General features: G+C 71.4%; 21 protein-coding genes. 20 read left to right on the forward strand and 1 reads right to left on the reverse strand.

Translation table 11 applies throughout. The annotated features are described in order from the left end of the window. Nucleotides 1-16: 16 nt before the first annotated feature. The 20 genes from ABH941_RS23350 (at nucleotide 17) to ABH941_RS23445 (ending at nucleotide 18,760) form a co-directional block, all read left to right on the forward strand. Nucleotides 17-448, forward strand: coding sequence for a hypothetical protein (locus tag ABH941_RS23350; protein WP_370131387.1), 432 nt, complete (start codon nucleotides 17-19; stop codon nucleotides 446-448). Nucleotides 449-513: 65 nt separating this feature from the next. Continuing rightward, nucleotides 514-1,089 (forward strand): hypothetical protein, encoded by a 576-nt coding sequence (locus tag ABH941_RS23355; RefSeq protein ID WP_370131388.1) that lies wholly within the window; start codon nucleotides 514-516, stop codon nucleotides 1,087-1,089. 93 nt (nucleotides 1,090-1,182) lie between these two features. Further along, entirely contained in the window at nucleotides 1,183-1,821 is a 639-nt protein-coding gene (locus ABH941_RS23360) for a hypothetical protein (protein WP_370131389.1), read from the forward strand. Nucleotides 1,822-1,959: 138 nt separating this feature from the next. Then, complete coding sequence (locus ABH941_RS23365) at nucleotides 1,960-2,976, forward strand: ADP-ribosylglycohydrolase family protein (protein ID WP_370131390.1); 1,017 nt, start codon at nucleotides 1,960-1,962, stop codon at nucleotides 2,974-2,976. A gap of 85 nt (nucleotides 2,977-3,061) precedes the next feature. Continuing rightward, on the forward strand, nucleotides 3,062-3,736 hold the full coding sequence (locus tag ABH941_RS23370) for a hypothetical protein (protein WP_370131391.1): 675 nt from the start codon (nucleotides 3,062-3,064) through the stop codon (nucleotides 3,734-3,736). 87 nt (nucleotides 3,737-3,823) lie between these two features. Beyond that, nucleotides 3,824-4,045 carry a hypothetical protein gene (locus ABH941_RS23375; RefSeq protein WP_370131392.1) on the forward strand — a complete coding sequence of 74 codons (222 nt, stop codon included), beginning with the start codon at nucleotides 3,824-3,826 and terminating at the stop codon, nucleotides 4,043-4,045. A gap of 74 nt (nucleotides 4,046-4,119) precedes the next feature. After that, nucleotides 4,120-4,671 (forward strand): hypothetical protein, encoded by a 552-nt coding sequence (locus tag ABH941_RS23380; RefSeq protein ID WP_370131393.1) that lies wholly within the window; start codon nucleotides 4,120-4,122, stop codon nucleotides 4,669-4,671. A 96-nt stretch (nucleotides 4,672-4,767) separates the two neighbouring features. Next, complete coding sequence (locus tag ABH941_RS23385; RefSeq protein ID WP_370131394.1) at nucleotides 4,768-6,108, forward strand: hypothetical protein; 1,341 nt, start codon at nucleotides 4,768-4,770, stop codon at nucleotides 6,106-6,108. Nucleotides 6,109-6,541: 433 nt separating this feature from the next. Further along, complete coding sequence (locus ABH941_RS23390; protein WP_370131395.1) at nucleotides 6,542-7,540, forward strand: DUF932 domain-containing protein; 999 nt, start codon at nucleotides 6,542-6,544, stop codon at nucleotides 7,538-7,540. Nucleotides 7,541-7,655: 115 nt separating this feature from the next. Continuing rightward, the gene (locus ABH941_RS23395) at nucleotides 7,656-8,024 is read left to right on the forward strand and encodes a hypothetical protein (protein ID WP_370131396.1); all 369 of its coding nucleotides are present in this window, start codon (nucleotides 7,656-7,658) and stop codon (nucleotides 8,022-8,024) included. A 205-nt stretch (nucleotides 8,025-8,229) separates the two neighbouring features. Further along, a complete protein-coding gene (locus ABH941_RS23400; protein WP_370131397.1) occupies nucleotides 8,230-8,613 on the forward strand; it encodes a hypothetical protein in 384 nt (127 codons plus the stop codon). 13 nt (nucleotides 8,614-8,626) lie between these two features. Then, nucleotides 8,627-8,992: a hypothetical protein gene (locus ABH941_RS23405; RefSeq protein WP_370131398.1), complete on the forward strand. Its 366-nt coding sequence runs from the start codon at nucleotides 8,627-8,629 to the stop codon at nucleotides 8,990-8,992. Between the two features lie 74 nt (nucleotides 8,993-9,066). After that, nucleotides 9,067-11,142, forward strand: a complete 2,076-nt coding sequence (ligA, locus tag ABH941_RS23410; protein WP_370131399.1) for an NAD-dependent DNA ligase LigA — start codon at nucleotides 9,067-9,069, stop codon at nucleotides 11,140-11,142. A gap of 753 nt (nucleotides 11,143-11,895) precedes the next feature. Beyond that, entirely contained in the window at nucleotides 11,896-13,635 is a 1,740-nt protein-coding gene (locus ABH941_RS23415) for a hypothetical protein (RefSeq protein ID WP_370131400.1), read from the forward strand. Between the two features lie 153 nt (nucleotides 13,636-13,788). Continuing rightward, nucleotides 13,789-14,595, forward strand: a complete 807-nt coding sequence (locus tag ABH941_RS23420) for a toxin glutamine deamidase domain-containing protein (RefSeq protein ID WP_370131401.1) — start codon at nucleotides 13,789-13,791, stop codon at nucleotides 14,593-14,595. A gap of 126 nt (nucleotides 14,596-14,721) precedes the next feature. Next, nucleotides 14,722-15,015 carry a hypothetical protein gene (locus ABH941_RS23425; RefSeq protein WP_370131402.1) on the forward strand — a complete coding sequence of 98 codons (294 nt, stop codon included), beginning with the start codon at nucleotides 14,722-14,724 and terminating at the stop codon, nucleotides 15,013-15,015. A gap of 111 nt (nucleotides 15,016-15,126) precedes the next feature. Further along, nucleotides 15,127-16,557, forward strand: coding sequence for an ADP-ribosyltransferase (locus tag ABH941_RS23430; protein WP_370131403.1), 1,431 nt, complete (start codon nucleotides 15,127-15,129; stop codon nucleotides 16,555-16,557). A gap of 160 nt (nucleotides 16,558-16,717) precedes the next feature. Next, nucleotides 16,718-16,930, forward strand: a complete 213-nt coding sequence (locus ABH941_RS23435; RefSeq protein WP_370131404.1) for a hypothetical protein — start codon at nucleotides 16,718-16,720, stop codon at nucleotides 16,928-16,930. A gap of 104 nt (nucleotides 16,931-17,034) precedes the next feature. Then, on the forward strand, nucleotides 17,035-18,375 hold the full coding sequence (locus ABH941_RS23440; RefSeq protein WP_370131405.1) for an ADP-ribosyltransferase: 1,341 nt from the start codon (nucleotides 17,035-17,037) through the stop codon (nucleotides 18,373-18,375). A gap of 67 nt (nucleotides 18,376-18,442) precedes the next feature. After that, nucleotides 18,443-18,760 (forward strand): hypothetical protein, encoded by a 318-nt coding sequence (locus tag ABH941_RS23445; RefSeq protein ID WP_370131406.1) that lies wholly within the window; start codon nucleotides 18,443-18,445, stop codon nucleotides 18,758-18,760. Between the two features lie 1,565 nt (nucleotides 18,761-20,325). Here ABH941_RS23445 and ABH941_RS23450 read toward each other — a convergent pair. After that, complete coding sequence (locus tag ABH941_RS23450; RefSeq protein WP_370131407.1) at nucleotides 20,326-21,318, reverse strand: ParA family protein; 993 nt, start codon at nucleotides 21,316-21,318, stop codon at nucleotides 20,326-20,328. Nucleotide 21,319: the final 1 nt, after the last annotated feature.

Raw genomic sequence — 21,319 nt, forward strand, 5'->3', positions numbered from 1 at the left:
ACAGACAGGACCCCCCATGAAGATCGAAGCCGCTCCCGCCGCCTCCTGGGAGACCCGCCGCAGCATCAGCCTGACCGTAGAGGACGGCCCCGTCGTGGAGATCGTGGGATCCACCCACCGGGGCAAGAGCCTCAAGGTCGACCGCCTGCGACTCATCTACGCGCCGGAGCAGGGCCGGTGGGCCGTCCAGCGGGCCTCGCTGGCCGGCCTCATGCTGCGCCGTGACGGCACCATCGGCAAGATCCAGGGCGCGGACCACTTCACCGGACGCGACGGAACCCTGCGGACCGACCTTGACTGGCTGCGCCAGGTCGCCGAGTACCACCGGCCCGTCGAACCGGCCCCCACCAGCCCCACCGAGCCGCTGACCATCGACCCCGCACCGGCCCCCGTCCCCGCCGTCGACACCGTCGACACCGACGCGGACACGCTCCTGCCCCTGCTGTAGAGGCCACCGCGCCCGCCCTGCACCGCTGCGCCCGCAACTCCCGTCCCCGACCTCCTGGAGCGACCTTGTCCGCCCATCAGCACAGCCACGACCTCACCCCGCACGGCCACAGCGTCGAACCGGCCCAGAGCCGTCCGCCCCAGGCGCCGGCGACCACCGCGTTGGAGGGCGTGATCGTCCACCACACCGGCACCACCCAGGGCTCCTTCCCGCACCACGCCGACCACCCCCTGGTCCGCGCCGCCCTCATATCGCTGAACCCCCTGCGGCCCGCCACCCTGAGCGGCACCGACCCGGCCGACAATCCGACGGCCCGCGGCTTCCTGGTGGAACCGCGCGAGACCCAGGACCCCGGACAGGCCCACATCGCCGTGTACTGGCTCGACGGCGGCTCGCACCGCGAGCAGGACGGGTCCGTACGCGAAGCCGAGGTCCTCATCCTCGCGAACAAGCTGCGCGCGAGCGGCTGGGTCGTCCAGGACGAGCCGCACGCGTTCGTCATCGCCCACACGCCGCCCGTGCTGGACCCCGACACCTACATCCGCTACCTGCTCTCGCGGATGGACCGTCCCGAGATCCGCCGCAATCCCACCGCCCTGGTCGAGTACGCCCAGGAAGTGATCCGCCTCGCCACCCTGTAGCCGTGCGGGCGGCGGCCCCGCCCGGCCGCCGCCCGCACGGCTTCCACGCCCCGGCCCCTCCCGATGCGAACCGTCCCCAAGGAGCCCGCCCCCGTGCACGACGCCACACCGATCAACCCCGCCACCGCCTGCGGACCCCGCGTCGCCGCCGCTCGCCGCCCCGTCTTCGGCGCCCTGGTCGCACCGTTCGCGGCCGGCCCCGTGCGCGCCGACGTGGCCGCCGCGATGCTGGACGAACTCGTCGCCGCCGTCCAGGCCCGGGACGCCGAAACCGTCAGATCCTTGCACAGCGCGGTCTACGACGACGCCGGCCGCCACACCGCCGACGGCGTCCTCCTGGCCGCGGCAACCCTGGAACGCCACTCACAACTCACAGCCCCCGGCCCCGGGCAGCTCCCCGACGTCGCCGACGCGCTCGAGGCGGTCGCCGGCGCGGTCCTGCGCACCGTCGCCGACTGGAAGCAGGCCCATCCCCGAGGCGCGGAGGACGGCGGCGACACGGACGGCCTGGGCAGCACCATCTTCGCCGCGGTCGCCGCCGAGGTCCTGGACCTCGTCGCAGCAGCCCGGGACCTGGCGCGCACCCACCAGGCACTGGACCGGTTCCTCGAACAGCACGCCGATCGCCGGGACCGGTGCGCCGCCGAGCTGCTGGCAGCCCTGCAGCACGCCGGCGCCGGCCTCCCGGCCGGCACGGGACACCCGCTGCCCGCCACGGGCCGCGGTCAGTGAACGGCCACGACAACGCCGGACCCACCGCCCCCGCCCCACGGTCCCGGCCCTGACCGGATCCCGCGGTGGCGACGCGCTCCCCCACCGGCCGGGCGGACACCCGGACCCCACCCTCCCCCGACGGAACGGACCACCGAGATGACGAACACCACCAGCGGCGACCGGGCGACCGGCGCCCTGCTGGGCCTGGCCCTGGGCGACGCCATGGGCGCACCCACCGAGTTCCTGACCAGCTGCCAGATCACCGAGCAGTTCGGCGCCTGGCGGTACCTGCACCTGCCCGACCCGGCCGAGGTCACCGACGACACCCAGATGACCATCGCCGTCGGCCAGGCCCTGGCGGCCGCGGGCCGACGGGGCATGAGCGCGCGGATATTTGAGGAGGAACTGCGCTGGCGGTTCATCGCCTGGAACCGCTCCGAGGACAACACCCGCTCCCCCGGGCTGACCTGCATGGCCTCCTGCCGGCTCCTGGAGGACGGACGTCCGTTCGAGGACGCCACCCAGGCCCTGTCCAAGGGCTGCGGGGCGAACATGCGGGTCGTCCCGCTGGGCCTGGACCGCTCCCTTGACGACGTCCAGCGCGCCGGGGCGGCGCAACTGCAGGCGGCCCTGACGCACGGCCACCCCACCGCGCTGGCCGCCAGCGACCTGACCGCCCAGGCGGTCCACCTGCTCGCTGCCGGGGTGCGGCCCGATTGCCTCCCGGCCGCGCTGCGCGCCTACGCCGTCGCCCACCGGGACCGCTACCTGGACAGTTGGCTGGGCGACAGGCTGTGGCGGGCGGGCGGGTACCGCACGGCCCGCCAGTACATCGCCGCCGGCTGGGACGAGGTCCTCCGGTCGCTGGAGCAACTGGACCGGGCCCTGGACCGCGGCGACATCGACGAGGATCCGTGCCTGGCTACCGGCGAGGGCTGGATCGCGGAGGAGGCCCTGGCGGGCGGCCTGCTCTGCTTCCTGCTGCTGGCCGACCAGCCCGCCAGCGTGCTGCGCCGGGCCGCGCACACCAGCGGCGACTCCGACTCCATCGCCACCCTCGCCGGGGCCTTCGCCGGAGCGCACCTGGGCCCGCAGGCCTGGCGGCCCCAGTGGGCCGAGCGGGTGGAGTACCACGAGGAACTCCTGTCCCTGGCCGCGACCTGGGACAGCTGACCCCCTGCTGGCCGGCGGATGCGGATGCGGCGCATCAGGAGGCCGCCCGTCGTCACCTGCGCCCACCGGCACACCTGGACCCGGCATGCCGGCGACCACCCGAGGAGACAAGGAGAGGGAAACGCGCATCACCACCATCACCTACGCCGGAGCGGACATCCCCGCCTGCCCGGCCGGGACCGACCACTGGACCGCCGGCGACATCCGGCTGCACTTGCGCCGGGACCTCAACTGGTCCGCGGCCCGGGGCGAGAGCACCGCCACCGGACCCACCGCCCAGAACGCGGTCAACGCCCTGGCCTACACCGAGGCCAGGGAGCGGCGCGCTGCGGCACTGGCGTCGCGTTCCACCAGGGGCCAGAACTTCGCCCGCGAGATGCGTTCCTACCTGCGCATCGGCACCCGCTCCCGCCGCTTCCAGACCGGGAGGTGGATTCTGGACGGCCACCGCGATGTGCTGACGCTGATCGCGGAGGCCCACACCCGCAGCGGCAGCACGGAGCGCAGGCGTGAGGACCTCTTCCGCTCCGCGTTCGCGGCCATGTGCGCCTGGCACAAGCACATCGACGGGTACCGCGCCCACCCCGCCCTCGTCCTGCGGATCAACTCGATGACGCCGCACCAGTTCTGCGGGCTGCTCGGGGAGATGATCGACGCCGGCGTCAGCAACAACTGGGAGGGTGAGGAGTTCTTCGCCGCCATGAACCGCCGCGCAGCCTCCGACCGGCCTGCCGCCGGGGCATCCACCGGCCAGCAGTGACGCTTATAACTTGTCCACTAGTTGAAAATCATGTAGATTAATTATTGATGGGTGCCGCTCTGGCGCCCCTGTCGAACCGGAGCCCACGTGATCGCATCGCAGACCCTCATCACGGCCAGCGCCATGTCGTCCCTGCACGACGTCCCGTGGTGGGTGCAGCTGCTGGCCGGGCTGGCCCTGCTGGCAGGCGGCCTGGGACTGAAGAGGATCGCGCAGAACGAGCAGAGCTCCATGGCGGACCTGGTAGACATCGCGGCCCACGCCATGGCGATCGGCGGCGCGATCATCGTGCTCAACGCCGTGGTCTGAACCCCGCCGGCAAGCCGTGCAAGGGGCCGCCCCTCGGGGCGGCCCGCCCGATCCGTCCTTTGATGGGAGTTGCCGTGTCCGTCGTCTTCACCGCCGAGTTCGTCCCCGCCCGGGCCTTCGCTGCGACCTGCGGCTGCCCTCAGGCGACGGCCCTGGCCCCGGACCACCCGACCTTCGAGGCCGCCGACGCCGCGGCGCAGGCCGCGAACCTCCTGCCGCGCACGGCACTGCCCGGATGCGACCTGGCCGACATCTGCCCCGACTACCCGTTGCGCGCCGAGGCCGTGGACCCCGACGCGGCGCCGGTGGTGGACGTCCACAACCGGAACGCGGAGCGGTTGCTGGAATTGCTCGGCCTGGAAGGCGAGCTGGAGGCCGCGGGAGCCCGCTCGCCCGCCGCGCCGCCGGCCCCGGACCGCTTCGGCGAAATGGACGCCGAGGCGTTCCTGGGCCGGGCCCTGATGGCGCTGGCCCTGACCCCCGAGGACGCCGGCAGCGAGGGGACCTGGCGCGGGCGGGTGTTCACCGGCGGCCGCAGCGCCGGGCACCTGCAGCGCCGCCTTCGGGAGCTTCACGACCTGGCCCAGTGGTGCGCCACCCGGGGACGAACGGTCACCTGGGGGTGAATCCTTGCGCGCGTTGACTCGACACCACACATTCAACTATTAATGTACACACAAGGCAGCCTGCTGCCGCCTCCGCCCCGACCCTGGAGTCACTCCATGACCAGCCCCGCCAGTGCAGAGGAGCCGACCGAGCAGAACATCCGTGCCCGCTTCGCCGAGCTCCCCGAGCAGATCACCCGCCAGCAGATCGCCCACGCGACCTTCCGCGCGCCCGTCAGCGTCCAGAACTGGATCAACAAGAAGTCGCTGGAGTTCCCGCCCGCGCTGAACACCGACGTCCCCAAGGGCAAGACCCAGTACCGCAGCCGCGACGCCGTGCGCGACTGGTACTTCCGGCAGTCGTTCGCCGTCGGCGAGAACCGCGGCCGCCCGGCCGGCGCGACCACCACCAGGCCCGCCCCGACCCAGACCAAGGCCCTGGACGCGGTCCGCCAGGCGTTCGCCGACCTGCCGGCCTTCGTCGACGTGCAGCAGATCGCCGACGCCACCGGGCGCACCCGCTACGCCGTGCACAACTGGATCCTCGAGGCCGGATTCCCCGCCGCGGTCCCCGACCCCGCCCTCACCGAGGAGCAGGCGGCCGAACTCAGCACCCGCGGCGGGGAACTGCGCTTCCGGGACCGCGACGCGGTCCTGGCCTGGTACGAGGACCGGTTCCCCGACGAGCAGGTCTTCGGCCCGGGCGACAGCGCCCAGGCCGCGCTGTCGATGGACGTCCGCCTGGAGCGCGTCTCGGTTCGCAAGCTCGCCGAGCTGTTCGGCGTGACCCTGAAGGGCGCCTACCTGTGGACCGAGGCCGACCTGGGCTCGGACCCGTTCCCGCCGGTCGACGACACCGCGCGCCGCGAATGGGCGGCGGTGCGCTCGTGGATGCTGCGCAAGACCGACCCGATGCCCAAGGTCGCCGAAGAGCAGCTGGAGGCGTGGATGCGGGCCCACACCGGCACCTCCATCGTGGGTACCGGCGTCGCCGACAAGCACCGGGCGACCTCGCAGGCGCACCTGGAGAAGTGGGTGCTGCGCAACATGCGGGCGAAGGGACCCGGCACCCGGGTGAAGGACCAGTACGGGCTGAGCATCGGCCACCGGGACGTGATCGAGCGCGCCCGGGTGGCGAACGCCGCCGGCCGGACGGTGAGCGCCGAGTGGGTCGCGGAGAAGCTGGGGCTGACGGCGGAGCGGGTGGCCGAACTCCTGGAGCTGACGGCCACCCCGGGGCCGGCGCCGCGGCAGCGGCTGTCCACGCTGGCACGGGACTTCGGGCTCAACGAGCCGAACCTGCGCTACCTGGCGTCCCGGTACCGCGAGGGCGAGGATCCGTTCCCGGCACCGGTGGACCACCTCTACGACGAGGAGGCGGTGCGCTCCTGGCTGGAGCGGCGCAACATCCTGACGCCGGCCGAGACACCGACAGGCCCGGAGGCCGGCGAGGCATAGCCGACCGGCCAGCCACCTGCCCGGGCACAGCCCCGCGGGCCAGGTCCCGATCGCACGCTCCCCTGAGGGCGGCACCGCACCCGCGGTGCCGCCCTCAGGCGTCCGTCTGCCGCGTGCCCCTGCCTCGGTGGGACCACGCGCAAGGCCGCCGGTCGGCGGCGCCGGGGCAGGGACACCGGCGTCCGCGCGCCGGCCCTGGCCCGGTGCGTCGCAGGGGCGCAGTCAGCCCTCGCAGCGTGCGCGTCGAGCGGATAGCGAAAGCCCCGTCGCACCCCGGGGAGGGCCGGCCCGTGGGACCGGCACGGCAAGGAGTTCAGGCACCACCCGCCAGCAAGCGTGACGCTTATAACTTGTACAAGAGGCCCATTGAGAGTACAATTATAAGCGTCAAGGGGGGTGAGTGCCCCCGCTGCTCGACGAAGGGTTGGCACCTGTGACTGCTGCCGTACTGGACATCCCCACCACCGGAATCGCCCACCGCGCCGCGGATCGCCGTGACGCCTGGACCATCCTGGGCACCGACGTGTCCGGGGCCTCCAGCGTCCGCGACGCCCTGGACCGGGCGGACCTCCTGGGATGGGACGTGCGCAAGATCGGCAACGTCACCGCCACCGAGATCACCGAGCACGGTGTCACCACCATCGCGATGCCCGGCACCTTCGCCAACGTGCGCACCAACGTGCGGACCCGCGAGACCGAGTACCTCGCCACCGTCGGCAACCGGTTCCGGCCCATCGCGATGGAACGCCACATCGACGCGCTTGAGCTCATGGCCCGCGAGATCGGCGCGACCCCCGACATGGCCGGGGCCTACAAGGGCGGTGCCCGCTCCTTCCTGACCCTGCGCCTGCCGAAGGCGGTCAGCATCGGCGGCGTGGACATGCACGACATGAACATCGCCGCCTACTTCTACAACGACGGCTCCGCGAAGGACTCGGTCAACCTTTCCCCGGTCCGACAGTGGTGCGGCAACATGCAGAGCCTGGTGATCGCCAAGGCGCAGCGCTCCTACAAGATTCCCCACCTGGCCAGCGCCGACAAGCGCCTGGGCGAGGTCTACGCGGCGCTGTCGTCCCTGCTCGGGTATCAGGACGCGTTCGTGCGCGAGGCCGAGCGGATGCTGAACACCAAGCTGACGCTGGGCAAGTTCGAGAAGGTGGTCCACCAGCTGTGGACTCCCCCGGTCGCTCCGAACAAGACGGAGCTCAAGACCTGGCAGACCCGCACGACCACGCTGCGGACCCTGTTCGACTCGGCCGACACCCAGGCGAACATCCGGGGCACCGTGTGGGCGGGCTGGAACGCGGTCGGCGAGTACCTGGACCACTACACGCCGCGCCGCAGCGACGCCTCGCGCGGCACCGCGTCCCTGGGGTCCGCCGCCCTGGCGATGAAGACCAAGGCCCGCAAGCTGCTGATGCTCGCCGCGTAGCGCCCGGCCGGGGGCCGTCCTGGCCCCCGGCCCCGGCCGTTCCCCGCCCCAGGCCAGCCGCCGACCGGCCCCGTCCGGACCCGCCGCCCCGCCCCTCGACCCCCCGGGAGAGCCCTTGGACCCGACATTCGCCCTGAGCTTTCAGAACGGCACCCGCTCCCTGAACTACAAGCTGAGCCCGCACGACCCGAACGGCATCGAAGCCCAGGACATGCCGGCCGAGATCACCCACTACCAGTACCCGCTGCGTCCCGAGGCCATGGTCGCCACCTACCTCACCCGCGACGGTGCCCCGTGGGCACTGGACCGCGTCACCGTCGTGGCCCGCCGCATCCGCCGCGACGGAACGGTGAACCCCGCGGCAGCGGCCCACAACGCGGTCTTCCGTCCCGGAAACGACTACTACGAACGCTGCGCCCCGCTGTGGCTGCGCACGTTCGTCGCCGACCACCGCGTCCCGCCGCCGCTGGCCCCCGCGGCCTGAACAGCCCTCGACCGTGGCGCCCTCGCCCGCGGTCCCTTGGAACCACCTGGCCCGGGCCGCCCGGCCCGCCGTACGCCAGCCGCGCCCCACGTCGCGCCGGTCCGGTCGGCGCGAGGGCTCCTCCCTTGCGGCTCCCGCGCCACCATCGCCGCGCCCAAGTGCGGGCAGTACCCCGCCCCTTCGCCTCATCCCCGAACGGAGAACCGTGCCCGACGACACTCCCCAGCCCGCCACCTTCACCGGAGTCCTGCGCTTCCTGGCCGACTCGGCCACCGCGGAGGACCTCGTCCGGATCGAGGCGGCCGTCAACGAGCGCCGCAAGCGGCTGGACCTGGCCCGCATCGCCTCGATCGCCGCGAAGCAGCTCGTGCGGATCGACAAGACCCGCGAGATGCGCTTCCGCGGCCTGACCGGCACCGTGCTGAGCGTCGAGCGGACCCTGATGCCGACCGCGTCCGTCCTGCTGGACGCCCCCTCGACCGCCCGCCTGCGCAAGCTGCGCCACCAGATCCCGGCCGGGGCGACCGAGTTCGCGGTGACCATGCCGCTGGGCTGCCTGTACCCCGTGTCGCCCGACGCCGGGAAGTAGGGAGGGACACACCATGCGCGCACTGACGGTCCAGGACGCAACCGCTTTCGTCCTCGACCACGCCACCACAGACGAACTGGACAGCTTCATCGCGCTGAGCGTCGCCCGCCAAGCCGTCCTGAGGACTGCGGACGCCGCACTGATCAGGGTCGACGCACACGTCACCGCCCGAAGGACTCAGCCGCACTACGCCACCGGGGTCAGCGGCACCGTCGTGTCGCTCACGCTCGGCGGCCAGGGCGAGGTGTTCGCCACCCTCCTCCTGGACGAGGCATCCGTCAAGAAGGTCTCCCGCGCCACCCGGGGCCGCTTCACCGGCCTCCTGGAGGGCATCCCGGTGCGCTCCCTGACCGCCACCCGACCCGCCCCTGGCCCCTGACCCCGCTGTTGGTGCCGCACCGCCCCGGGTGCGGCACCCGCCCGCTGTCACACCCCCGCGAAAGGATCACCCCCATGACGACCTCCACCCTGCCCAGCGCCCCGACGACCGCCGACGACTACAACTCCCTGGTCGACCTGTGCGTCCAGGCATCCGCCCACTACTACGGCGACGGGGACTCCACCCTCGACGACGCCACCTACGACCAGCTCGCCCGCTGGATCGAGGAGTGGGAGCAGGCCCACCCGGACCAGGTCCACCCGAACTCGCCGACCGGCAAGGTCGGCGGCGGAGCAGCCCCGGACGGCGACGTTCTGCACACCGTGCCGATGCTCAGCATCCAGAAGGCCCACTCCGCGCAGGACGTGGCCCGCTGGGAGTCCTCGCTGATCCGGGTGCTGAGCCGGGCCGGGCGTCGCCTGGAGGGCGGCTACGTGGCCGAGGTCAAGCTCGACGGCGCCTCGCTGGCCTGCCGGTACCGCCAGGGCCGCCTGGAGCAGCTCGTGATGCGCGGCAACCACGCGACCGGCGAGGACGTGTCCTTCCAGATCGGGAACATCCTGGGCCTTCCCACCCAGCTCGCTGAGCCCCTGACGCTGGAGATCCGCGGCGAGGTGCTCATGACCGAGGACCAGTTCGAGACCGCGAACGAACTGCGGCGTCAGCACAACGAGAAGGCGTTCTCCAACCCCCGGAACGCTGCGGCGGGCTCCCTGAGGGCGCAGAACCGCCCCTACCAGGTCGGACTCACGTTCTACTCGTACGCCGTGGTGCCGCTGGACGGCGTGCCGCTGGACCCGTCGGTGACCACGCACCTGGAGCAGATGGCCGCGATCGCCGCCCTGGGCGTGCAGACGCTTGCGGCCACCGTGGTGCCGCCAGCGGTGTACACCTCCCTGGAGGAGGTCACCGAGCGCATCGCGCAGATCGCCAAGCTGCGGCCCTCCCTGCCGTTCGGCATCGACGGCATCGTCGTGAAGGCGAACAGCCTGTCCGTGCAGCAGGCCGCCGGGTCCTCCACCCACCACCCCTACTGGTGCACGGCGTTCAAGCTTCCCCCCGTCGAGCGCCGCACCCAGTTGCTGGCGGTGGAGTGGAACGTCGGGCGCACCGGCAACGTCGCCCCGCGCGCCCGCCTGGAGCCGGTCGAGGTCGACGGCAGCGTGGTCGAGTACGCAACCCTGCACAACCCCAAGTTCATCCAGGACTCCGGGCTGAAGATCGGGGATTACTGCATCGTCCGCAAGCAGGGCGACATCATCCCGCGGATCGACGCGCCGATCGTGGAGCTGCGCACGGGCCAGGAGACGCCGATCGAACTGCCGACCGTCTGCCCGCAGTGCGAGGGTCCGCTGGACACCAGTGGCGGACGGTGGACCTGCGCGAAGGGAACCGCCTGCGGTCTGCTCGCGGCGGTGCGCTACGCGGCCGGTCGCGACCAGCTCGACATCGAAGGCCTGGGCAAGGTCTACGTGGAAAAGCTCGTCTCCTCGGGCAAGGTCTCCGACATCGCGGACCTGTTCACCCTCACCCGTGAGGAGTGGAGCGAGGCGACGGGCAGCGACAAGCGCGCCGACTCGCTGCTCCTCCAGCTCGACAAGGCCCGCAAGCAGCCGCTGAACCGGGTGTTCTGCGCGCTGGGGATCGTGCGGACCGGCCGGACGCTCTCGCGGCACATCGCCCGCCACTTCACGACGATGGACGCCGTGCGGGCCGCCACCCCTGACGAGCTGGCCGAGGTCGATGTCCTGCCGGGCGCGAACGCCCCGAAGATCGCCGCCCACCTGGCGGAGATGGGTCCGGTCATCGACAAGCTGGTCAAGGCCGGGGTCAACATGACCGAACCGACCACCACCGTGGGCAGCGGCCAGGGTCCGCTGGCCGGGCAGACCGTCGTAATCACGGGAGGCATGGTCGACGCGCTGGCCAGCCTGAACCGCAACCAGCTCAACGAACTGACCGAACGCGCGGGCGGCAAGCCCAGCGGGAGCGTCTCCAGCAAGACCACGCTTCTGGTCGCCGGGGCCAACGCCGGTAGCAAGAAGACCAAGGCCCTCGAATTGAATAGCAAGATCACCGACGAAGACAAGAAGATCCAGATCCTCGACGAAGACGGGTTCGCCGAGCTGGTGCGCGACTTCCTGGTCTGACCCGCAGGCAAGCGGCGCGACGGGCAACCGTGCAACGGCTCGCCCGCCGCAACCGGAGCCCGGCAGCTGATCTCCAGGCTGCCGGGCTCCGCCGCGCCCGCGCGACCACACAGCCCGCCCAAGCCTCGACGCCGAGGCGGGCTCAGGAATCCTCGGCCGCACGCACCGGGGACGGCACGCACCTCTCCTTCCCTGACAACGCTCCCGGCTACCCGCTGCGCTGCGGCGTCGGCGTGGATCACCGCGCAGCGTCCCCCTGGCCGGCCGCAGTCGAGCTGGCGTGCTTCGCCCCGCCACTGCGCCCGATCCCCGCCGAGTCCTCGTCCTGCCCCGAACGGGGCGCCAGCCCGGCTAAGGGCCAGGTGCCTGCGCTTCCGGCCCGGATTGCGGCGCCGGACACCAACCCCCGCCCCGGTCGGACGGCGCCCGGACGGCTTCGCGGCCCCGCTGCCGGGTCAGACACGACCAAGGGCGATCACCGATCCGGGCACTGATCCCGCTGCCGGCACCGCCGTCTCCATCCCCCGGCCCCAACCCGGCGCGCCCCTGGGGGGTCTGGGCGCGGCCTCTGTCCACAGGCCGCGCGCCGCACCGTGAACCAGCACCACCGATTCCCGGCACCTGCCGCCAGCAGTACCGATTCCGGGGCCCGGCGGCGCCGCTCCCTCCCGCACCGCGGGCCCCGCCATGCGCTCGACCACTGATCCGCCGTCCCGTGCACCGTCCCGTCCCCTCCGGAAAGGCCTGTTCACCATGGATCCGCACACCGACCCCGTCCTGCCCGCACAGCGCGAGCGCGCCCACTCGCCTCTGGTCCACCGTGTCGTCCTTCGCAGCCCTTCCCAGAGCGCGGAGCGGGTGCTGCCCGACACCCGTCGCCTGGTGGCCGGCTGGCTCGAGGACAAGTACCAGTGCGCTCCACTGGTCTCCGGGTTGCACGTCCTTCGCGACGGAGTCCGGATCGCGGTCGCGACCACGTTCGGGCGCGACGGCGAGGAGGACGCGCTGCGCCTGCAGTTGCGCGAGGACACCCCGGACGCCCTGTGGCGCACCACCGTGGTCGCCCGCCGCGGCCAGGGCCGGCGGCCCGCCCTGGTCGCCGTCGACCTCGAACGGTTTCCGCAGCGTCCCGGTCTTGGACCCGCCGCGCGGCCGCGTCTGATCCGCCAGCTCGTCGAGGAGCTCGACCCGCGCGACGGGCCGTGCCCGGTGACGTCGAACGCCTGGAGTATCGCGGCGCACCAGGTCGATGAACTCGTGGGCTGGCTCACCGACCCGGCCCGCACCCTGCCGCTGCTGCTGGCCGCTCCGCCGCTTGACGCAGATCCCTTGTGGCAGAGCCGGGTGGAGGAGGTCTTCGCGGCCAGTTGCGGTGCCGCGTCAATGTTCCAGCTCGCCGACACCGAGGCCGTCGACGCGTTCCGGCGGGTGGTGTTCGCCGCCCACCGGGTCGCCCCAGGGGCGCTGCGGACGTTTCTGCCGGTCGTCGACCCGGCCTGGCCGCCGGACGCCAGCCGTCACCGGGTGCTCTCCGGCGCCCGGCTCTGCGACCCGCAGGACCGCGCCTACAAGGCGGTCCCCGCCCAGGTCCACGAACTGGCCTGCGCGGTGCCGTGGCCGGCCGCTCTGCGCGAAGTCGCGTTCCCGACCGAGGACGCGCAGGCCAGCGCGGATATGCGCGAGGTGCGGAACCTCGCCGCGCAGATCGCCCGCCGCGAGGACACCGAGGTCTCCCAGCTGCGCGAGGAGGTCGCCACGCTCAGCGAGCTGCTGGAGCTGGCCGACGCCGGCTTCGCCGAGCTGCGGGGCGAGTTGGACCTCTCCCGGCGCCGCATCGCCGCGCAGGGAGAGGCCACCGCCACCGCGCAGAGCGGCTGGGAGGCCGAACTGGAAGACCATCTGGGCACCTTGGACCGTGCCGAGCGGCTCCAGGAGCAGGTGGTGACCCTGCAGCGCGCCCTGGCCGCGCAGGGCCGCCTCAGCGAGGCGTACACGTTGGCCCCGGACACCGCCGTGCAGGCGCCGCAGTCCTTCGAGGAACTGTTCGAGCGGGCGGCGGACTTCCCCCACCTAGTGCTTCCCCTGGACCCGGATCCGGCGCTCCGGCTGGACGGGCACGCCAAGCGGGGGGTGTGGGCGGCGAAGGCGTGGCAGGCGCTGCGGTCGCTGGAGGACTACGTCGTGGCCTCCGGGCAGGGGTTCCGGGGCGGGTTCTACGAGTTCTGCTGCAACCCGCCAGCGGGGCTGCGGCCCTATCCGGTCAAGCAGGTCGCCATGGCCGAGTCGGACCAGAGCATGGAGCGGTGGTCGCGCGAGCGGAGGTTCGCCGTGCCGGAGCGGATCGAGGCGCAGGGCTGCGCCGAGATGGTCGCCCACCTCAAGCTCGACACCGGCGGGATCGCCCCGCGAGTCCACTTCCTGGACCGCAGCGCCAGCCACGGCCTGCTGGTCGTGGGGTACATCGGCCAGCACCTCACGAACACCCGCACCTGACCGGAGCCGCGCTCGCGCGGCGCGACCGCGCGTCCCGGGCGTGCGCGCGGCCGCGCGCACGCCCGGGATCTGTCCACAGGCCCGCGAAGCCACCGTGGTCGAACCAACAAGGTCCGACCAGCCCCCACCGCGGTGGGGAGAAAGCGGGTGCCCGTGTGCCGATCCCAAGCCGCCGGCGGACGGCGGTGCCGCGGCAGCAGCCTGGCGCTGCGCCGGGCCGTGTACGCGGTCCGCAGCTCCGCGGCCGCGAAGAAGGTCAACCAGGCGCTGGCGGACGGTTCGATGACCAGGAACTCCCCTGCCCACGAGGCGTTCGAGCGCGCCCAGACGTCGGCTCTGCGGGCCCGGCTCGCCGTGATCGAGGGCGACGACGAGAAGGCGACGCAGGCCGCCCTGGACGCGAAGGCGGACATGAACCGCGCCGCCAGGCTGCTGGCGCGGTTCCGGCAGAGCCAGCAGGACCGCGACAAGGAGACCCGGGCGACCAACGCCGCCATCGACCAAGACCTGGAGCGCGTCAACCCGAACTTCCAGCCCGGGCAGGCCGCCTACTCCGTCAACTGCACCAGTGTGTGCCAGGCCCACGAACTGCGCCGGCGCGGCCAGCAAGTCCAAGCCGGCCCGATCGAGCCGGGCCAGAACGGCCGCTCCATCACCGTGATCGAAGCCGCCTGGGGCGCGGAGTTCACGTTCACCCACAGCAGCTCCAAGGAGGTCGCCGCCGCGTTCTCCGAGCCGGGCTCGCGCGGGATCGTGTACACCCGCTGGAGCAGCGGCGGCGCGCACGTGTTCAACGTGGAGAACGTCGACGGCACCGTGCGGTTCGTCGACGGGCAGCCCACCCCGCACGTGACCGATGCCTCCGGCTACTTCAAGCGGGCCACGGTCGCGGGCTACATGCGGGTGGACCACCTGCCCACCCCCACCGCCGGGGCCATGGAGCGCTACCTGGCGACCTGACACCCGCTGCGTCGGCCCGGCCCGGCGCGAGGACCAACGCCGGCAGCCGAACCGGAGGCCGGAGAACATTGACAGCAGTCATAATACACTGTAGATTAATAGATGAAACGAAATGAGAGGGGTCCCATGACCATCACGTACGACAACGCCCGCGACCTGGTCCGCACCACCCTTGGCCGCGACTGGACGAACGGCACGTTCTGCCTCGACGACCGCACCATCACCGAGACCCCCACCCACTGGGTCTTCAACGTCGGAGCCCGCGAGTTCCTCGTGGACGACAACCCCGCCTTCGCCGAGATCGGCGGCGTGACCGCCGTCCGCAAGGACGACGGCACCATCGAGACGCTCTCCTCGCTGACCGTGGCCACCGACCCCACCACCGCCACCCGCCCCAACCCCTCCCCCACCTTCGAGTAGCCCGCACCGCCGCCACCCGGCGGCCTCTGTCCACAGGCCAACCGCCGCACCGTGGTCGGACCCACCCGGTCCGACCGCCCCCGCCCCAGGGGGCAGGAAGCGAGCGCCCCTGTGTGCAGATCCCTGTCTTCCGGCGGACGGCGGTGCGGCTGCTCCCACCCCGCCGTCAGGTCCGCCACCCGGGTCCTGACCCCGCACCTGCGCCGAGCCGTCGCCCAGGCCGGCCCCGAACACCCCGCCGCAGCCGCCCTCACCCAGGCATCCGCCTGGGCGGAGAGGACCCGGCAGGCGGCCCGCGACGAGGACCCCGAACGGGCAGCCCTGTACGCCGGCAACGCCCGCACCTGCGCGGCCGCCGCCCGCACCCTGCTCAATGACCCCCAGCGGCGCCAGCGCTACCCCGACGCCACCGACCCCCGCCACGCCTACGCCCTGACACCCACCCCGCGCCCGGCCCCCGAGCCGCCGGCCGAGCCGCTCCCGCGGTTCGAACCGCCCACCCACGTACGGGCCGCCGCCGCGCTCGCCGACGCGACCGGCATGGGACCACGGGCCGCCTTCAGCGTCCGCGAGGACGGCGGCCACAGCGTCGCCTGGGGCTCCCCCGGCTTCGCCGGCTGCGCCACCGTCTACCCGGCCGACGAGACCGGCCACCCGCAGGCCCGCGTCGAGCTGCGGGGCCTTGACCGCGACCGCTACCAGGCGCTGGCCACCTCGCCGTGGCCCTACCGCACCGAGGGCGGCGCGGTCGTCTACGACCGCGTCCCGGCCGACCAGGCCGAGCAGATCATCAAGGCCGCCGCCACCGGCCGCCACGGCCGCCCCTGGGAGCAGCACGGCCTGCAGGGCGCGGGTCGGCGCCACCAGCTCGCCGAGCAGGACGCCGACCCGCTGCAGCGCGAGTCCGACGCCTGGGCCGAGGACCTCAGCATCCCGGAGCGCTCGTGGGTCGCCGAGTACACGGGCTCCTCCAGCGAGTACATCAACCGCCACCTGTTCACCCACAAGTCCATGGACGAGGAGGTCGGCGACAGCGGCGTGCCCATGCGCGAGATCGCCGCCGCCATGGACTCGGCCCTGGCCAAGGCCCGCACCGACGGGCGGCTGCACACCGTCTACCGCGGCTACACGCCTCCCATGGACGTCAGGCGTTCCGACACCGTCCAGCAGTGGGCCCGCACGACGTTCCAGGTCGGCCAGACCTACCGCGACGACTCCTACATCTCCACCTCCCACTGCCCGCAGAAGGCCGCCGCCTTCTCCCACACACTGTGGAAGCACAAGAAGGGGGCCGTGGGCCCCGGGTGGACCGCCGACGGCAGCACCTCCGGTCACTCCTCCCACAAGGTCGTCTTCGAGATCGTCACCAGCCACGGCGCGCCCCTGGCGACCATGTCGGGGATGAGGAACCTCGAGCGCGAGCGGCTGTTGCCGCGCAGCTCCACCTTCCGCGTCGTCGGCATCCACGAGGACACCCACGTCGCCGGCGAGCGAGCTGTCCTGGTCCAACTCGTCGACGTCCGCGACATCCCCCAGTACTGACCGCGCCCGGCCCCGCCGCGGACCGGAGCGGCAGCGGCGGGGCCAGCGGAAAACTGCGGTGCGGATGTCAGTGGCGGCTGGCACTATTCCCCAGGCACCGCAGCCGGGCGCCACCGGTTGACCAGCCATTGAATTCCCTGTATATTAATAGTTTCCCATCTTGCTTTCCCCCCACCTGGAGACCCTCATGGCCCCGCACGCCACCAGCCGGCTCGCCAACCAGCCCGCACCCCGGCCCCTGACACCGCTCACCCCGCTGCAGCCGCGGCCCACCTGGGAGGAACTCACCGCCCAGAGCGCCGAACAACCCCAGCCCGGCCCCCCGCAGCCGCCGCAGGTCATCGCCCTGTGGCACCGGCCCCACCAGCCCTGACCGCCGGCCGACCCCGCGCGACCTCTGTCCACAGGCCGCCGCACGCACCGTAGTTGGACCACCCGGTCCGACACCGCCCCAGGCGGGAAAGCGAGCGCGCAGCCTTGTGCAAGTCCCTCTCGGCCGGCGGCCGGCGGTGCACCTCCTCGCACCGCGCCGTCCGGGCCGCCCACCGAGCACTCCCACCGGCACTGGGCACCGCCGTCGCACAGGCCGGCCCCGACCACCCCGCCGCCGAGGCCTACGCCCGGGCCGAGGAATGGTCACGCAAGACCGCCGAAGCCGTCCGCGACGGCGACGAGGACAAGGCCCTGCACAACAGCCTGCAGACCCGCCGGGCCGCCGACGACACCCGCGACCTGCTCGACCGCCGCCCCGCCGGCGCACCCGACCCCGACGAGTCCCGGGACAACCGGCCTCCTGCGGCCGTCTCCGACACCGAGCACCGCCGCGCCGCGAACGCCCTGGCCCGCGCCGCAGGAGCCGACGGCCCCGTCATCGCCCGCGAAGACGGCGGCCAGAGCGTCGCCTGGAACCGCGAGGGCTTCGCCGGCTCCGCCACCGTCCACCCCGACGGCACCGACGGCCACCCCTACGCCCGCGTCGCCTTCCACGACCTGGACCGCGACCGGTACGACGCCCTCGCCAAGTCCCCCTGGGCCTACACGACCGACAACGGCACCGTCGTCTACGACCGCATGCCCGTCGACCAGGCCGCACAGATCATCCGAGCCGCCGCCGACAAGCGCCCCGGCCGGCCCTGGCAGCAGTACGGCCTGGACGGCGACGGCGAACGCGAAGCCATCGACCCCTACTACCGCGAGCAGTTCGTCGAAGAAGCCGAGGCTTGGAGCAGCGGCCTGGAAGGCGACGAGGAGATCTGGCTCAAGCAGTACACCGAGAACTCCTTCACCGAGATCAACGAACACCTCTACAGCGGCCGCGGCATGGACGAGGACGTCGACGGCTACGAGGGCCAGTCCATGCGCTCCATCGCCAAGCACCTCGACTCCGCCCTCGCCACCGCCGAGACCCCCGAGGAACCCCACCGCGTCTACCGCGGCTACACACCGCCCTACGAAGTCCGCGAGAGCGACACCGTCGTCGCCTGGGTCCGCAAACGCTTCCGCATCGGGCGCACCTACCGCGACGCCTCCTACATGTCCACCTCCCACGACCCCCACGCCAGCGTTGTCTTCGCCCATGACGACTGGTACGACGACGAGGCCCAGGAGACCCGCTTCGCCTCCCACAGCGTCATGTTCGAGATCGTCTCCAGCAAGGGGGCACCCCTGGAATCCATCTCCGACTACGACGAGTACGAGCGCCTCATGCCCCGCGACACCGCCTACCGCGTCGTCGGCATCCACGAGAACGTCCACGTCGACGGCCGCAAGTTCTGCATGGTCCAACTCGTCGACGTCGACGACGTACCCCGCTACTGAAGCGCCCCCGCATCGCAACCACTATCGTCACCTGCACACCAGCCCAGCACACCGAGGAGCCAAGGACATGACCCCGCAGTCCCAGCCCGAGCCCCGCACCTCGCGCCTCGACTCCCAGCCCGCACCCCAGCCCGTGGACACCGCGGTCCCCGACGACAGCCGGCCCACCTACGAGGAACTTCAGACGCAGGCCGCTGGCGCCGACTTCACCGCCCTCGCACCCCACCTCGACGCCCAGGCCCGCGAAGCACTCGGCCTTCCAGCAGCACCCGCCCCGCTCACGATCGACCGCGCCACTGCCGACCGCGCCCGCGACTACTTCATCGCCCACCCCGACCGAATCGCCGCCCTGCCCGACAGGGTCCGCGACCTCCTCGCCCTGTAGCCCACGACTGCCACATGATGCTGCTGCCTACGGTGCCCACGCGCCAGCAGCCGTCTTCACCAGGGTGCGCTGTGTCACCAGGAGCACTCGTCCGCTCCCCCACCGCGGCCAGCAGGCCACCTCGCACCGGCCAACTGCTCCTACACGACGACGATCCCGCCGCCTGGTCCGCTCGCCACCCAGGCTGGTCGAGGAAGACCAACAGCCCGGCCAAGCCCGCGCCTTGAAACAGAAGCTCAGCCTCCGCGCGCCCGGCGGTGCCAACCACCAGGAGGCAATGGGCGGCTGTAGTCACGAGGACTCCGGAAGGGTAAGGGTCCTGCGGGCGCGCTGCCCCAACGAGGGCGTCACGGCCGCGCCGGGCGGGCACGACGGTCCGGCGAGAGAGCCGCCCCAGTCCACACTGGGGGAGGCTGGCTGGCACCGGGGGTAGCGCCGTCGCTTCACCGGAAATCCCCCATGCGCGGCCGTCCATGCTGCTGCTCACATTCCGCCACGAAAGCGCATCGGTCAACACTTCCTTGCCGATCCCGACGCCGACTTCCAGCCCCAGATTTTGCAGCCGGGTTTTTTGCATACCGCGACGTGGATGGAGCGTCATGCGATGATCCATGGCGAAGCCCCCCTCTATACACTCCGATGGGCTTGCTAGCCGCTGGTTTGATGCCCCGTCTGAATGCTGGGTGTGGGCGCCAACGACGTAGAGACCAAAGGTTAACCATGAACAGGGGGTTCTTGAGACCCCATTCCGGGAATCACCACCTCCCGCATCGTGAGGTCCTGCTAAAATTCTTCGCGAATCAATCGGACATATCAGAATTCCACACCCTGCTAGCGAGTCCTATTGAGTCCAGGACGCACTACGGGGCCTGCGACGGACCGCGGGTGCACCTGTGCATCGAGCTCAGCTACGGGACCCGCTGACTTCCTCCGCATACTTGCGACCCACCCGCGGAGCATCGGGCGCTTCGCTCCAAGCTGACGCTGCAGGCTTGGGCGCCATGGCCCATCTCAATCCCGGGATTCGTGCCGGCGAGCAGCTTCGCCTGATCCACTCTCAGAGATACTCCTGGTCCGTTCTCCGCGCCCCGGCCAGGAGATGACCGCCGGCCCCGTGTAGCAAGGTAATGGAGTAGTCGGCTCAATCGCACTTCTCGCTCGATCTTCCCAGGTCGGCCAGAACTGGGAGGGGTACGTTCAGGCAACCCCGAACGCCGTCGTAACGCATGGGCGGCGACTGCAGGCTGCCTAGACTGCCCCGCGCGACGACTCTTTCTCTGCGGGCCAGTTGACCCGTGCGCGCAGGAGACAGACGGAGTTACGGCGAGGGCATGTTCTAACGGCGTTGCGCAACAGCGGGTCCTCTTGCATGACGCCGACGAGCCCTGGCACTGAAACAAGGCAAGGCACCGAGGCCTCCCCCATGTCTCATCCGCTTTTGGGGGCTCCGAACTACACCAACGCAGTGGCTGGGCTTCCTTGGAAGCCCAGCCATTGTCAACATGCGAGGCGGCAGGGACCGCCAGCTCCGCACAAAACCGCTGTCAAGCTTACGGATGCCGGATTCAGGCTGCGACGATGCCGAGTGACACGGCGGCAGCGCGGTAGTCCGCCACCACCTCACTTGTCGGGTCGTACTGGGACAAGGTGATCTGCTGGTCGTACGCTTCGCCCACGCGCACGTCCTCGCGAATCATTCCCTTGACGACGCTGCCGTAGGCTTCCTCGAGATCGGAGACTCGTTTTGCCGCAGCCCCGCCTTTGAAGCGGTTCACTGTCCCGTCCTTCTTCTTGTGCACGCGGCCGACGATGATGCCCACCAGCTCAGGGAACACGTCGTGGCCGTCGTAGATGTTTCGCACGGCTTCCATGGAGAAGCTCGCCTTCACGAGTGCTTCCATTTCCTTGCCGCCCGGCGTGACACAACCGATGATCTCGGGTGCCGCCACCATCACTGCCGAGAGCCCACGATCGAGAGCGGCCGGGCAGTCGACGAGGTACAAGTCGTACTGATTGGCATCGATCAGGGGCTTCAACTTCCTCCTGAGCCAGAAGCCACCCATCTCCTGTTTTGCGATCTCCTCAACGGCATCCGCCATCAACTCGGACCCCAGGACAATGTCGAGATTTGGAACGGGCGCGAATGCCTCCGGGCTGTGATCATTCAGGTCGGGCGAGACTCGGTAGCGGGCCGGGAAGATGGCGCGTTCCATCGGCACGTCGAGCTTCTTCTGCTTGCCCGGACCATCGGGCACCTTCTCCCCTGCCAGAACCTCGAACACCGTGCGCCGGTCCAGATTCGCCTTGAGGTCGGGGTGGTCTTCCGCGAGGTCATAGAGGTACGGTCGGCCCACTCCGGGCAACCACTCATACCCACAGATCTTGGACGCATTGCACTGAGAGTCCAGGTCGATGAGGAGAACGCGCAGGCCAGCCTCAGCAGCGAGCCCAGCAAAGGCAGCCGCAGTGGTCGTCTTGCAGGATCCGCCGGCCTGGTTGATGAAGGCCATCACCCGGTGCGTATTAGCAACGGCGGTTGTCTTGGCCAAAGAGGACACG

It is taken from the genome of Streptacidiphilus sp. EB103A, assembly GCF_041261405.1.
In the GTDB taxonomy this organism is placed as follows: Bacteria; Actinomycetota; Actinomycetes; order Streptomycetales; family Streptomycetaceae; genus Streptacidiphilus.